The organism is Mycolicibacterium sp. 624 (assembly GCF_040548615.1).
GTDB lineage: Bacteria > Actinomycetota > Actinomycetes > Mycobacteriales > Mycobacteriaceae > Mycobacterium.
In genome coordinates this window covers 254,935-270,207 of the sequence record NZ_JBEPRZ010000001.1, presented here as the reverse complement: position 1 = coordinate 270,207, position 15,273 = coordinate 254,935, and the positions used below count along the sequence as shown (strand labels likewise).

Below are 15,273 nucleotides of genomic sequence, written 5' to 3'. Positions count from 1 at the left end.
CCCGTACCCGCCGTTTGTGAACCTGACGACTCGAAATCGCCTCAGACGTCGTCAGATTCACAAATGGGCCATCGAGGTGGGAGGTCGACGGCCAGAAAATCAGTTCCCTCCGCACTCGCCGTTCGTGCAGAATCGCCGCGTGAATGACGCGCCCCTGTTCTGCGGTACGGCCCTGGCTCGGCGCATCGAATCCGCTGAGGCCCAGCTCATCGTGGCGGCGACCGAGGGTGTACGCAGCAGAGGTGCCGCCGGGCTGGTGATGCCCGTGGCCGGTGGCTTCGCGTGTTTCGCCGACAATGGCTCGCCCATGAACAAGGTGGTGGGGCTCGGATTCGACGGGGTTCCCGCCGGCGCCGCGATGGACGAGGTCGAACGCACGCTGTTCGGCCACGGGGTCTCCGTCCAGGTGGAGCTGTCCAGTCTCGCCGATCCGAGTGTGGCCGCACTGCTCTCCGGTCGCGGCTACCAGCTGGCGGGCTTCAAGAACGTGCTGGGCCGAAGCCTGCAGCCAGGGCTGGAGCCTGCTGCGTCGAGCGCGATCGAAGCGCGCATGAGCACCGACGACGAACTCGACGCATGGGTCGAGGTGGTGGTGGAGGGATTCGCCCATCCCGACGGCGCAGGGGTGCCCAGCCATGAGGACTTTCCGCGGGACATCGTCGCCCGCGTCGAACGGGATTTGGAGGCGGCGGGCCTCACCGCATACGTGGCGTTTTGTGACGGCGTCATCGCGGGCGGCGGTGGTCTATGCGTGACCAACGGCGTCGCTCAGCTCGCCGCCACGGCCACGGCCCCGGCGTTTCGGCGCCGTGGTGTGCAGTCCGCCCTGATGACGGTCCGGCTGCGCGACGCCGCGAAGGCGGGATGCGATATCGCGGTCGTGACGACCGATCCCGGCTCGACGTCGCAGAAGAACGTGCAGAGCAAGGGCTTTCACCTGCTCTACACCCGCGCGGTGCTCGCCAAGGCGAAGGACTGAACAACGCGCAAGGCCCCCGCCGAAGCGAGGGCCTTGAGCGTCGAGGCTTGGCTTAGAAGCTTGCCTCGTCCAGCTCCATGACCTCGGTGTCGAGGTTCTCCAGAACCAGCTTGGTGCTGGTGAGCTGGGGCAGGAAGTTCTTCGCGAAGAACGACGCGACCGCGACTTTGCCGTCGTAGAAGGCCTTGTCGTCACCGCTGACGCCCGCATCCAGGGCGGTGATGGCGACGGCGGCCTGCTTCGCCAGGAGCCAGCCGAGCATCAGGTCACCGACGCTCATCAGGAAGCGCACCGAGCCCAGGCCCACCTTGTAGATGCTGGTGGGGTTGGTCTGCGCGTCCATGAGGTAGCCGGTCAGCGTCGCCGCCATGCCCTGGACGTCGGCCAGAGCAGTGGCCAGCAGCTCGCGCTCGGCCTTGAGTCGGCCGTTACCGGTCTCACTCTTGACGAACTGCTCGATCTCGTTCGCCACGTAGCCCAGCGCAACACCCTTGTCGCGCACGATCTTCCGGAAGAAGAAGTCCTGCGCCTGGATGGCGGTGGTGCCCTCGTACAGCGAGTCGATCTTGGCGTCGCGGATGTACTGCTCGATCGGGTAGTCCTGCAGGAAGCCCGATCCACCGAAGGTCTGCAGGCTCTCGGTGAGCTTGGCGTAGGCCTGCTCGGAGCCGACACCCTTGACGATCGGCAGCAGCAGATCGTTGACCTTGACCGCCAACTCGGGATCCACGTCGTGGACAGCCTTGGCGACCGCCGCGTCCTGGAACGTCGAGGTGTAGAGGTACAGCGCGCGCAGTCCCTCGGCGTAGGCCTTCTGCGTCATCAGCGAACGACGCACGTCGGGGTGGTGGGTGATGGTCACGCGCGGCGCGGCCTTGTCGGTCATCTGGGTCAGATCGGCGCCCTGCACGCGTTCCTTGGCGTACGCCAGCGCGTTGAGGTAACCGGTCGACAGGGTGGCGATGGCCTTGGTGCCCACCATCATTCGGGCCTGCTCGATGACGTCGAACATCTGCGCGATGCCGTTGTGCACCTCGCCGACCAGCCAGCCCTTGGCGGGCTTGTCGTGCTGGCCGAAGGTCAGCTCACACGTGGTCGAGACCTTGAGGCCCATCTTGTGCTCGACGTTGGTCACGTAAACGCCGTTGCGCTCGCCGAGTTCGCCTGTCTCGAAGTCGAAGTGGAACTTCGGCACGAAGAACAGTGACAGACCCTTGGTGCCCGGGCCAGCGCCCTCGGGGCGGGCGAGCACGAGGTGGAAGATGTTCTCGAACATGTCGTCGGCCTCGGCCGAGGTGATGAACCGCTTCACGCCGTCGATGTGCCAGGAGCCGTCCTCCTGCTTGATCGCCTTGGTCCGCCCGGCGCCGACGTCGGAGCCCGCGTCGGGCTCGGTCAGCACCATGGTGGCGCCCCAACCGCTGTTCGCGGCGATGGCGGCCCACTTCTTCTGCTCCTCGGTTCCGTTGTGCGCGAAGATCTGCGCGAAGCCCGCGCCACCGGCGTACATCCAGACCGCGGGGTTGGCGCCAAGGATGTGCTCGTTGAGCGCCCACAGCAGCGCCTTGGGGGCGGGCACGCCGCCGAGCTCCTCGTCGAGCCCGACCTTGTCCCAGCCGCCGTCGATCGCCGCGCGTACCGACTTCTTGAACGACTCGGGCAGCTTGACGGTGTGCGTCGCGGGATCGAAGATCGGCGGGTTGCGGTCACCATCGGCGAACGACGCGGCGATCGGGCCCTCGGCGAGGCGGGCCATCTCGTTGATCATCTCGCGGGCCGTGTCGGCGTCCAGATCGGTGTACTCGCCCTGGCCGAGTGCCTTGTCGACGCCGAAGACCTCGAAAAGGTTGAACACCTGGTCACGGACGTTGCTCTTGTAGTGGCTCACTCTGTCTCCTCGTTGAGAATGCCGTATGTGGTTGGGTACTTGGGCTAAGTTACCCACCAGTAACTGTGCTCAACTATACCGCCGAGTAACTTCCGCGCAAAGTGATCTCGAGCAAATTTCTGCCAGCTAACTAACCAAGTGGTTGATGGGGGCTGGCGGGACCGTCAAATGACCGCCTTGAGCTGCGGATTCGCCGGAATGTGATGTCCGCCACGAAGGCCTGTGGCACGCCCGTTATTGTGACCGAATGCGACGTGTGGCGGTGTGGGGTACGGGCAATATGGGGTCGACTGCAATCCGGTCGGCGGTGGCTTTTCCGGGCCTGGAGTTGACGGGTGTCATCACCTCGTCGCCTGACAAGGAGGGCAAGGACGCCGCGACGTTCGCCGGCCTCGACTCGCCAACGGGAGTCACGGCCACAACCGACGTCGACGCCGCACTGGCCAATGCTGACGCCGTCGCCTACATGGCGTCCGGTGACATCCGCCCCGATGACGCGATCACCGACATCGAGAGGTGCCTGCGCGCGGGCGCGCTCGTCGTGACGCCGTCTCTCTACTCGCTCTACGATCCGCGCTCGGCGCCGCAGGAGTGGGTCGACCGACTCACCGCCGCTGCCGAGGAGGGCGGGTCCACGCTGCTGGTCAGTGGTGTCGACCCCGGCTGGGGCAATGACGCGCTGGCCGTGATGGCCGCGGGCCTGTGCACCCGGATCCAGACCATCCGCTGCCAGGAGATCTTCGACTACTCCACCTACGACCAGCCCTACGCGGTTCGGGTGTCGTGCGGGTTCGGCGGCTCCATGGACGAGGTGCCGATGATGCTGCTGCCGTCCATCCCGACCATGGTGTGGGGCGGCAACGTCCGCCTCATCGGCCGTGGGCTGGGCATGGAGATCGACGAGATCACCGAGGAGGTCGAGCGGCTGCCCCTTGAGGAGTCGGTCGACAACGTCATGGGTCACTTCGAGAAGGGCACCCAGGGTGCCTTCTTCCTGAAGGTCATCGGATGGTCAGGCGGCAAGCAGCGCGTCATCATCGAGCACATCACCCGCATCGACCCGGCGTGTGCGCCGGAATGGCCGCAGCCCGACGAGGGCGTCGGCGACCACCGCGTCATCATCGACGGCGACCCGCAGCTGACGATCCTCAGCCGCGCCGACGTCCCCGGCGGCACGCGCGCCGACGGCGGTAACACCACCGCCGCCAACCGCCTCCTCGGCGCCATCGAGTGGCTGGCCACCCAGAAGCCCGGTATCTACGACGGTCTCGACGTCCCGCTGCACACCCCGCTGCCCGACGAGGTCGAAGCCACCCGCTGGGCCTAGGAGGCCCCCTCCGCGGCCGGCGGCTCGGTGTCGGGCAGCTGACCCACCAGATACTCGGCGAGCCCACCGATGGTCGGATAGTCGAACACCGCGGTCGCATTGATCGTGAACGCGCCGCCGAACTGACTGTGCAGCCGGTTGCGGAGTTCGATCGCCATCAGGGAATCCGTGCCGAGGTCCAGGAACCGACTGGTTGCGGCGGGCGGTGATGCCAACCGCAGGAAGTTCTGCACCTCTCGCGCGAGGAACTCGGTGACGAAGCCGGCGCGCTGCGAGACCGGGATCTCCTGCAGCTGCTTGAGCAGCTCGCTGTCCCCGGTCACCTCGCCAACGGCACTCGGCAACACGAGGTCCAGAATCGGTGGCCGCGAGCTGCCCAGCACCTTCGCGGCACGCGCCCAGTTGGCCTTGATGACTGCGGCCTGGCCGGTTCCGTTGGCGACGACCTCGGCGAGTGCGCTCAGCGCAGCCGAGGGGTCGAGCGGAATCAGGCCCTGCGCACCGATATTGGCGCTCGCGGCCTCCGAGGAGGCCATGCCGCCCTGCGCCCAGGGGCCGAAGTTGACGCCGGTGGCGGGCAGACCCTGTGCCCGTCGCTGTGCGACCAGGCCGTCGAGCAGTGCGTTGGCAGTCGCGTAGTTGGACTGCCCCGGTGACCCGAACAGGCTGGACACCGAGGACGACACGATGAAGAAGTCCAGCTCGTCGCCCTTGGTCAACCGGTCCAGGTGGCACGCGCCGAACGCCTTGGGTGCCAGGGTCGTTCGGAATCGCTCCAGGCTCTGCTGCGATAGCAGGGCATCGTCGAGCACGCCCGCCAGATGTACCACTCCGGCCAGAGGCGACAACTCCGCGCGGATTCGCTCCAGCAGCTTCGCGACCTCGGACTCATCGCCCACATCGGCCGTGAACACGTGGACGCGGCACTTGTGGCGCTCGGCGATCTCCTCGATCGTCCGTTGTGCGTCCGCGTCGGGCGCGCGCCGGCTGCTCAGCACGATGTCACCGGCGCCGAGTTGGGCCAGGTACGACGCCGTGTGCAGACCGATCGCGCCGAGACCGCCCGTGATCAGGTAGCTCCGGTCCGCCCGTGGTGTGAGCGGATTCGGAATCTGGCACACGATCTTCCCGATGTGGCGTGCCTGCTGCATCCGGCGGAATGCGGCCCTCGCCTCGGTCAGCGGGTAGATCTCGGCGGGCAGTGGTGTCCACTCGCCATTGGCAAGACCCTGCGACACCTCGGTGAGCAAGTCGCGAATGCGATCGGGTTCGGTGAACATCACCGTGTCCAACGCGACGATCTCGTAGGCGATGTCGGATCGGGCCTCGGCCATCTGCGCATGCGTCCAGATGTCGCGCTTGGCGATCTCGGCGAAGCGGCCGTTCTGGGCGGTGGCACGCAGCGTTGCCTCGATGAACCCTTCGCTGGTCAGGCTGTTGAGCACCACGTCGACGCCTGCACCGTCGGTATCCGCCAGGATCTGGTCGGCGAAATCCGTTGTGCGCGAGTCGTAGACGTACTTCACGCCCAGCTTGCGCAGCGTCGCACGCTTGAACGTGCTGGCCGTGGCGAACACCTCGGCACCGAACCGCTGGGCCATCTGGACGGCCGCCAGCCCCACGCCACCGCTGGCGGCGTGGATGAGGACCTTGTCGCCCGGCTTGAGTTGTGCCCAGTCGAACGACAACCGCACCGTGAGCGCGGCGGCGGGAATCGTCGCGGCTTCCACCGCGCTCACCCCGTCGGGGATCGGCGCCAGGAACTGGGCAGGCACGTTGAACCGGCTGGCGAACGCGCCCTGCATCGAGCCGTAGACGCGCTGGCCCACCTCGAGCCCTGTCACACCGTCGCCCAACTGCGTGACGACGCCGGCGAAGTCGCCGCCGATCGCTCCCGGATCACCGGGATAGAGGCCGAGGACGTTGAGCACATCGCGGAAGTTGAGGCCTGCGGCCTCCACTCGGACCTGCACGTAGCCCTCATCCGGCGGCAGCACGTCCGTTTCGGTCAGCCGCAGGTTGTCGATCGCACCCCGTTCGGTGGGTGCTAGGACGTAGTCGCCTCCGCGTGGCACCGTGAGATGGCCGCTGCGGGCCCACGGCAACAACCTCGAGGCCAGCAGCTTGCCCTGTCGCAGAGCCAGTTCCGGCTCGTCGACGGGATTGGCCATCAGGTTCGCCAGTGTCTGCACGGCCTGATCCGAGCCATCGCAGTCGACCAGTCTGGCGCGCAGCACTGGTTCCTCGTTGATCGTGGTGCGCCCGAATCCCCACAGCGCCGCTTGCACCGGGTCGACAGGCTCACCGGATTCGCTTGCGATCGCCTGCTCGGTGACGATCCACAGCCCCGCGGGCAGCTTCACCTCGCCGCCCTGCACGGTGTGCACGGCGCTGAGCAGGTTGGCGATCTCGGTCTCGATCCGCGCGGCAACCTCGGCGCTCGACTCGACTGTGCCCGAACCCTCTGGGTGGGACGCGGTCGCGCGCCAGACGACGCCGGAGAACCCGGCACCGCGCTCGTGCGCCTGCGCCAACACCTGACCCAGGAGCTCGGAGTTGGTGTTCCGATCGAGCGGCACACAGCCCGGCACCTTGGCGGCCAGATCGTCGAATCCGGCGATCAGCCAGGTGCCGTTGGTGCTTCCGACGCTCTCGCTGTCGGCGCTGGCCATCGGCACTTCGTGCCAGCCGAGGGTGTAGAGCAGCCGGGTGGCATCGCCACCGAGGCCGCGCAGCAACGCCTCGCGGGGTGCGCGTTTCACGGTGAAGTCTTGAATCCCGCCCAGCTGGCGACCATCTCGATCGAGGAAGTCGAGATCGAAGACCTGGGTTTCGCTGTCGAGACCGCTGTTGTGCCACCGCGCGCGGCAGTAGAACCGTCGCGGCATCTTCTCCCGCAGCGTCACCTGTCCGTACCGCAGCGGCAGGAACAGATCGTTGACACCCTGCTCGGCCGCCAAGAGCGCGGGGAACGCCGGGAAGGCGACTCCGGTGCACAGGTCCATCAGCACCGGGTGCATCGGCTCGGTGCTGAGATGTTCGGCGAGTTCCTCGCCGACGAGGATGTCGCCGATCGCCTCGCCCTCACCGAGCCACAACGACTTCAGCGAACCGGACCACGTCGGCCCCCACGCAAGCTCCAGGTCGGCGAAGGTCTCGAACAGGTCCTGGGGCCGCATGCGGTCCAGGCGCTCGATCGCCTCGTCGACGGGTTCCGACTGTTCGTCGGCCGGCTCGCCAGCGGTGTCGCTGACGCCGGAGACCACGATGCCCTCGGCGTTCAACGACCATTCGGCGCCGCGCTCACCGTACGAGCGACTGTGCACCTGGAAACGCGACTCGCCGTCCTGCTCCAGCGGGTGCAACGTCAGCTGTACCTCGCGAGAGGCCTTCTCGGGCAGAATGATCGGCTCGTAGAAGAAGACCTCCTTGGCCCGCGCCGGGGTACCCACCGCGGCCAATGCCATCGCGGCGTACGTCGCGCCGGGGACGACGACGGTGCCGTAGATGACGTGGTCGGAGAGCCACGGCTGCGACTTCACCGACAGTCTGCTGGTGTAGACGCAGTCTCCGGACGCGAGATCCTTTGCACTGCCGAGGATTCCGGACACCGAAGCGCCGTTGACGTCGGAACCGGCGAGCCCGGACGACTTGGGCCAGAACCGGCGGCGCTGGAACGGGTAGGTGGGCAGTTCGAGTGCGCCCAGGCGGGGCCCATGATGCAGTGCGGCGAAGTCGGGTCGGTGGCCGCCGACGTAGGCCGCGGCCAGTGCGTCGGCGATCTGACGCCGGTCGGCAACGCCCTTGCGTAGCGAGATGACAGCCCGCGGTGCGGCCAGGTGCTCCGGCCAGACCTGTACCGCGGCCCCGGTCAACACCGGTTGCGGACCGATCTCCATCAGCACCGAGCAGCCCAGTGCCGCCACGGTGCGCACACTCTCGGCGAACTGCACCGGTTGGCGGGAATGCCGCCGCCAGTACTGCGCGTCGAGAGGAGTCTGGGCCGTGAGCACGGCACCGGTGCGGTTGCAGACCAGCGGCAACTCAGGCGCGGCGAACTGCACCTGCGCTGCGTACGACTCGAACTCGTCGAGCACCGGATCCAGCAGTTCCGAGTGGAAGGCGTGGCTCGTCTCAAGCCACGTGCAGCGGATCCCGTCGTCCTCGAATCGGGGGACGAGCCGTTCCAGATCCTCGACGGGGCCTGAGAGCACGGTGTTGGGTCCGTTGTAGGCGCCGACCGACACCCGCGGGAACTCGCCGGCGAGCTCCTCGACGCGCTTGGCGTCGGTGAAAACCGCCACCATTCGCCCGCCTTCGGGCAGGCTGCCGAACAGCCTGCCGCGCTCGGCGATCAGTCGTGCGCCGTCCTCGAGGCTGAACACCCCGGCCACGCATGCCGCCGCGTACTGGCCCACGCTGTGCCCGAGCACCACGTCGGGTTCGATACCCCACGACTGCCACAGCCGGGCCAGGCCCATCTCGACGGCGAAGAGCGCAGGCTGCGCGAACGACGTGTGCCGCAAGGCCTCACCAGCCTTACCGCCCGTCTCACGATCGGTGGCGAACATCACCTCGAGCAACGGACGCGAAACGATGTCCTTGACCGCATCCGCACAGCGCTTCACGGTGTCGGCGAAAACCGGTTCGGTGTCGAACAATTCGCGCGCCATCCCCGGATGCTGGCTACCCTGCCCGGTGAACAGCCACGCGGTCGTTGGATGGTTCATGTGCTCGCCGCGCACGACACCGGGTCGCAGGCGGTTATCAGCCAGTGCGACCAGACCGTCGCGTGCGGTCGCGACCGAGTCCACGACCAGCGCTGCGCGATGCTCGAAATGCGACCGACCCGACCCGGCGGTGAGGCACACCTCGGCGAGGTCGACATCCGGGTGGGCGCTCAACCAGGTCTCGTAACTCTGCGCCAACGCCACCAGCGCCTCCGGTGACCGTGCGGACAGCGGGAGGACGCTTACCTGCGTCTCCAGCGCGTCGGGAGCAGGCTCGGCCGGTGTCGCACGCGGCGGCGCCTCCTCGATCAGCACGTGAGCGTTGGTCCCGGTGAAGCCGAAGGAACTCACGCCCGCGCGCCGCAGCCTGCCGTTGGCGTGCCACGGAGTCGCCTTGTCCACGACCCGCACAGGAAGGGAGTCCCACGGAATGTGGGGTGACGGGTTATCGAAGTGCAGGCTCTGCGGGAGCTCATCGTGCTGTAGTGACAACACGACCTTGATCAGACCCGCTGCCCCGGATGCGGACTCGGTGTGACCGATATTGGTCTTCACCGATCCCATCAGCAGTGGTCGGTCGGCGTCACGCGAGCCGCCGTATGCGGCGGCCGCCGCCTGCACCTCGATCGGATCCCCCAGCGGGGTACCCGTGCCGTGCGCCTCGAGGTAGTCGACGTCGCCGCCATTCAGACCGGCGCGAGCCAGCACCGTCCCGATGAGTCGTTGCTGGGCGCCGCCATTGGGGACAGTCAAGCCACTTGAGGCGCCGTCCTGGTTCACCGCGCTGCTGGAGATGACGGCGCAGATCCGATCCCCGTCGCGCTCCGCGTCGCTGAGCCTCTTGAGCACGAGAACGCCGCAGCCCTCACTGCGCACGTAACCGTCGGCGGAGGCATCGAAGGTCTTGCATCGCCCGACGGGGGAGAGCATCCGCGCACGGGATGCGGCGATCATGGTGACCGGGCTCAGCAGGACGTTCACGCCGCCGGCCAACGCCATATCGCAATCGCCGAAGCGCAATGCCTGGCAGGCCTGATGGACCGCCACGAGAGCTGAACTGCATGCCGTGTCGAGCGCCACCGACGGTCCCTCGAGACCCAGCGCGAAGGCGACCCGACCGGATATGGCGTTGAGCGCATTACCGGTGATGAAGTGGGGTTCGATCTTGTCGACCGACTGCGCCGACAGCAGATGCGCGTACTCGTTGGCGGCGACGCCCATGAAGATGCCGGTGCGGCTACCGCGCAGCGTCGCAGGCGCGTACCCGGCCCGCTCCAAGCCCTCCCACACCGTTTCGAGGGTCAGGCGCTGCTGCGGCTCGATCCAGACCGCCTCGCGCGGGGAGATGCCGAAGAACTCGGGGTCGAATCCGTCGATGCCGTCAAGGAATCCGCCGAAACGCGTATACGTCTTGCCTGGACTGTCCGGATCCGGGTCGTAGAACTCGTCGATGTCGAAGCGGTCCTCGGGGACCTCACGGATCGCGTCGACACCGCCGGCTAGCACCTCCCAGAATGCCTCCGGATCGGGCGCACCGGGAAAGCGGCACGACACCGCGACGATGGCGATTGGCTCGTCCGTACGCGTCGCCGCCGCGGATGCCAGCGCAGGCCCGGAATCGGCGCGTGCCTCGCTCAGTCCGAGCACCTCGCCGAGCAGGTAGTCCGCCACATCGGACAGCCGTGGGTGATCCATCACCAGGGTGATGGGTACCTCCTTGCCGACTCCCGCCTCAATGCGGCGCCGCATCTCCACGGCCATAAGCGAATCCATGCCGAGGTCGAAGAATCCCGCGTCCTCGCGGATCTCGGAGGTATCGACGCGCGTCACCTCTGCCACCGCGTCGCGCAGGTAATCGATCAGAAGCCTCCTGCGCTGCTGCACGGGAGCTCCTGTGAGCCGCTCGACCAACGGGGTCAGCCCGGAGGCGGTCGCCGTCGACGCCACAGCAGTCAGCTCCGACGGCACCTCGCGCTCCAACTCCGCCAGGAATGCCCGCCTGCCCGCCTGCTGGTAGAGCGGCAGGAACCGGGCCCAGTCGATCCGGGCCACGACCCCTTGTGCGAGACCCGGTGTCGAGGAGGCCGTCACGACATCGACCAGACCCGCAAGTGCATCGGCGGGTGACAGTGTCTTGACCCCGCGCTGATCCAGTCGCGCACGGGACTCCGCGTCGGCCATGCCCGCCGACCAGGGGCCGAAGTTGACACTGGTCGCGGCGACCCCCTGCTCGCGCAGGCGTGCGGCCAGGCCGTCGAGGAAGGCGTTGGCCGCGCCGTAGGCGGTCTGACCGAATCCGCCCCACACCGAGGCGATCGAGGAGATGCTGATGAAGAAGTCGAGCGCAAGATCGGTCGCTGCTTCACTCAGATGCCAAGCACCCCAGACCTTCCCGGCGAACACGCGATCCACCTCGGCGTCGTCGAGATTGCTCAGCGGGGTGGTGCCGATCTCGCCCGCAGCGTGCACGATGCCGGCCAACGGCGGTAGTTCGGCCTGCACACCTGCCAGCAGGCGTGCGACGTCGTGCGCATCGGCTACGTCCGCGGTGACCACGCGGATCTCGCAGCCGTGCTGCGCGATCAGCGCGTCGATGCGCTGCTGCGCGGCATCGCTGGGAGTGCGTCGACTGGTCAGGACCAGATGCCTTGCGCCGTGCGCCGCCAGGTAGCCGCCGATCTCCAGGCCTATCGAGCCCAGCCCGCCGGTCACCAGATACGTTGCGTCGCTACGCAGTTCCAGTGGCTTACCGCTCGGCTGCTCAGTCTGCCGAACCAGCCGGGGCACGTAGACCGTGTCATCGCGCAGCGCGATCTGGTCTTCTCGCAGGGCCGGGTCGGACGGTGTCATGATCCGATTGAGGAGCGCGGACCATTCGGTGTCAGTGCCCGTCGACAGATCCGCAAGGCCACCCCATACCTGCGGAAGCTCCAGCGCCGCGGCACGACCGAATCCCCACAGCGAACTCTGCTCAGGCGCAACGGTGTCCGCGTCGGTGACGCGCTGTGCCGCACGGGTTACCACCCAGATGGGCGTGCGCAGGTCGGCGGTGCTCGCAGCGCGGAACAATCGCCGGGTTCCGCTCAGGATCCGGTGTTGCATCCGCAGCAGTGACTGCATCGATGGCGTGGTCGAGCCCGCATCCACCGCCGCGATGTTCACGATGCGCAACGTCGAAGCGTCCGCTGCCGCTGCGCGCAGCGCATCCGCGAGCTTCTCCTCGTCGGTGTCGGACGCAGGCAACTCGATGAACCGATGCTGATACCCGCGTGCGGCGAGCGCGTCGACCAACGGCGCAACCGCGGGGGAGTTCGCACCGACGAGAAGCCAGGTGGTCCCCGCGCCGTCATCCGCGCTGGCGAGCGGAGTGGGGGACTTCGCCCACCGGATCTCGTAGCGGTCGTCAGCGATGGACTGGGTACTGCGTTGTTGGTTGTGTTGTGCCGCAAGCTCGGTCAGCACCTGCAGGGCTACTGGATCGTCGCCCGCACCGCCGAGCAGGTTCGCGAGCTCCTCGATCCGGTCGTCCTCGAGCAGGCCGACGGCCCTGGTGCGCGGGACGCTGAGGAGCTGCTGCGCCTCGGGGCGCTCCCGGTCATCTCGGAACCAGTACTGGCGGTGTTCGAACGGATAGGTGGGCAGGTCAAGCTTTCGCGCGTGTGCTTGGGCAAATGCGCCGAAGTCGGGCAGGTGGCCCAGGACGTAGGCATCGGCAACGGCTTCGGTGATCTGCCTGTGGTCGGCGGTGTTTCGCCGCAGGGTCGCGATCGCCCGAGGCGCGGTGGCCGGCTCGGGCCACGCTCGCAGTGCCGTGGCGGTGAGCACCGGCTGCGGGCCGATCTCGAGCAACACCTTGCAGTTGAGATCGGCAAGCGTCTGCACGCTCTTGGCGAACTCCACCGGTTGGCGCGCGTGCCGACGCCAGTATGCGCCGTCGATCTTCACGCTCCAGCCCAGCTGGGCGCCGGTGCGATTGTCGATCAGAACCCGTTGTGGCGCTGCGTAATCGAATTGCTGTGCGTACGCCTCGAACTCGTCGAGGATCGGGTCCAGCAGCGCCGAGTGGAACGCGTGGCTGGTTTCCAGCCAGTCGCACCGGACACCGTCGGCAGTCAACCCGGCCACCGCCCGCTCCAACTCCGCAGCGGGTCCGGACAGGACGGTGTTGGCACCGTTGTAGGCGGCGACCGACAGGCTGGGGAAGTCGTCGGTGAGGCTCTCGACACGCTCGGCGGCCGTGAACACGGCTACCATCCGGCCACCCGTCGGCAGGCTGCCGAAGAGTCGGCCGCGTTCTGCCATCAGCCGCGCGCCGTCCTCAAGGGTGAGCACGCCCGCGACACAGGCCGCGGCGTACTGGCCGACGCTGTGGCCCAGCACCACGTCCGGTTCGAAACCCCACGACTGCCAGAGCCGGGCCAGACCAAGCTCCAGCGCGAACAGCGCGGGCTGCGCGTAGGAGGTCTGCCGCAGCGTCTCGTCGGCGACTGGACCGTTGAGGTCGAAAATCACGTCGAGCAACGGCTTTTCGAGAACGTCGGCGACGGTGGCCGCGCACCGGTTCAGCGTCTCGGCGAACACCGGCTCGGTGTCGTACAACTCCCTGGCCATGCCGGCGTACTGGCTGCCTTGACCGGTGAACAGCCACGCCGTCTTCGGAGTGTCGTGAGATTCTCCGCGGACCAATCCCGGTGCCGGGCGGTCGTCCGCGAGCGCGCCGAGAAGCTCGATGGCGGACTCTCTCGAATCGACCACCAGCGCGGCCCGGTGCTCCAGGTGTGCTCGTCCGGTGCCTGCGGTGAAGCAGGCATCGGCGAGGGTGGCCTCCGGGTGCGCACTCAGCCAGCCGCGGTAATGCTCGGCGAGCTGCATGAGCGCGGCGGGTGTCCGCGCCGAGAGCGGAAGAACGCTGAACTTGTCCTTGGCCTGCTCGCCCGGACCGGGTGCGGTGGCGGGCTCATTTGCCTGCTCGGCGGCTAGCGGTGCCTCTTCGAGGATGACGTGCGCGTTGGAGCCGGCGAACCCGAACGAGCTGACCCCGGCGATGCGGGGCCGATCGCCGCGCTTCCACGGGATGGTCTCCCGCACCACCTCGACGGCAAGGCGGTCCCAGGGAATGTGTGGCGACGGGTTCTCGAAGTTGAGGTGCTTCGGCAGAGCCTCGTGCTCCAGCGACAAGATGACCTTGATGACACCCGCGATTCCCGCGGCGGCTTCCAGGTGCCCGATGTTCGTCTTCGCCGAGCCGATCAACAGTGGCTGGTCGGCCTCGCGTCCAGCGCCGAGCACGGCCCCTGCGGCCTGGGCCTCGATCGGGTCGCCGAGCGACGTCCCGGTGCCGTGTGCCTCCAGGTAGTTGACCTCGCGGGGTTCGAGGTCGGCACGCAACAGTGCATCGGCGATAACCCGTTGCTGGGCAACACCATTCGGTACTGTCAAGCCGCCCGATGCGCCGTCCTGGTTGATCGCGCTGCCCCGGATCACGGCTCGAATCCGGTCGCCGTCAGCAATCGCGTCCTCGAGGCGCTTGATCACGATGACGCCGCAACCCTCGCCGCGAACATAGCCATCGGCGGCCGCGTCGAACGTCTTGCACCGGCCATCGGGCGAGAGCATGTGCGCGCTGGAGAACGTGATCATGGTCGCCGGAGACAGCAGGACGTTCGCCCCGCCGGCCAGCGCGAGGTCGCATTCCCCCAAGCGCAGCGCCTGGCAGGCCTGATGGATCGCCACCAGGGACGAGCTGCACGCCGTGTCGACCGCCACCGAGGGGCCCTGGAGGCCCAACCGGTAGCTGATCCGGCCCGCTGCCGCGGCGCTCGACGTCCCGATGGCCAGATAGGCCTCGATCTCGGGGTAGGTCAGCTCGTCGGAGGCCATGCCCAGGTAGTCGTGCGTGGCCAAACCGACGAATACGCCGGTGTTGGTTCCGGCCAAAGCTGTTGGTGCCGTGCCTGAATGCTCCACCGCGCGCCAGGCCGTCTCCAGCAGGATGCGATGCTGCGGGTCCATCAGCCGGACCTCGCGGGTCGACATGCCGAAGAATGGCGCGTCGAACCCGGTCACATCATCGACGAACCCCGCGCGACGGGTGACGACCTTGCCGGGCGCCCCTGGTTCCGGGTCGAAGAAGTCGTCGGCATTCCAGCGATCGTTCGGCACTTCCGAGATCGCGTCGCGGCCCTCGCGCAGCACATCCCAGAACTCATCTGCATCCGTTGCACCCGGAAAACGGGCGGCGTAGCCGACGATCGCAAAACGCGGGGCCGGCTCCATTGAACGGTCGGCAAATCCCATGTCGGTGTCCCTCCCGATCGGCGGTCCGATCAAACGTTCTCGGTGGCCACAA

General features: G+C 67.6%; 4 protein-coding genes. 2 read left to right on the top strand and 2 right to left on the bottom strand.

Features of this window, described 5'->3' with window-relative positions; genetic code table 11:
• Positions 1 to 139: 139 nt before the first annotated feature.
• A complete protein-coding gene (locus tag ABIA65_RS01185) occupies positions 140 to 979 on the top strand; it encodes a GNAT family N-acetyltransferase (protein WP_241401673.1) in 840 nt (279 codons plus the stop codon).
• 52 nt (positions 980 to 1,031) lie between these two features.
• On the opposite strand, the gene ABIA65_RS01180 is transcribed toward ABIA65_RS01185, so the two are convergent.
• Positions 1,032 to 2,867, bottom strand: a complete 1,836-nt coding sequence (locus ABIA65_RS01180) for an acyl-CoA dehydrogenase (protein WP_241401672.1) — start codon at positions 2,865 to 2,867, stop codon at positions 1,032 to 1,034.
• A 247-nt stretch (positions 2,868 to 3,114) separates the two neighbouring features.
• On the opposite strand from ABIA65_RS01180, the gene ABIA65_RS01175 reads away from it, so the two are divergent.
• Positions 3,115 to 4,194: an NAD(P)H-dependent amine dehydrogenase family protein gene (locus tag ABIA65_RS01175; RefSeq protein ID WP_241401671.1), complete on the top strand. Its 1,080-nt coding sequence runs from the start codon at positions 3,115 to 3,117 to the stop codon at positions 4,192 to 4,194.
• Here the strand turns inward: ABIA65_RS01175 and ABIA65_RS01170 are convergent.
• A complete protein-coding gene (locus ABIA65_RS01170; RefSeq protein WP_354522348.1) occupies positions 4,191 to 15,221 on the bottom strand; it encodes a type I polyketide synthase in 11,031 nt (3,676 codons plus the stop codon). The genes ABIA65_RS01175 and ABIA65_RS01170 overlap by 4 nt on opposite strands.
• Positions 15,222 to 15,273: the final 52 nt, after the last annotated feature.

Bases quoted from the DNA above. Each gene is read 5' to 3' on its own strand.
- ABIA65_RS01175 (WP_241401671.1), top strand. From the start codon at position 3,115: ATGCGACGTGTGGCGGTGTGGGGTACGGGCAATATGGGGTCGACTGCA.
- ABIA65_RS01170 (WP_354522348.1), bottom strand. From the start codon at position 15,221: ATGGGATTTGCCGACCGTTCAATGGAGCCGGCCCCGCGTTTTGCGATC.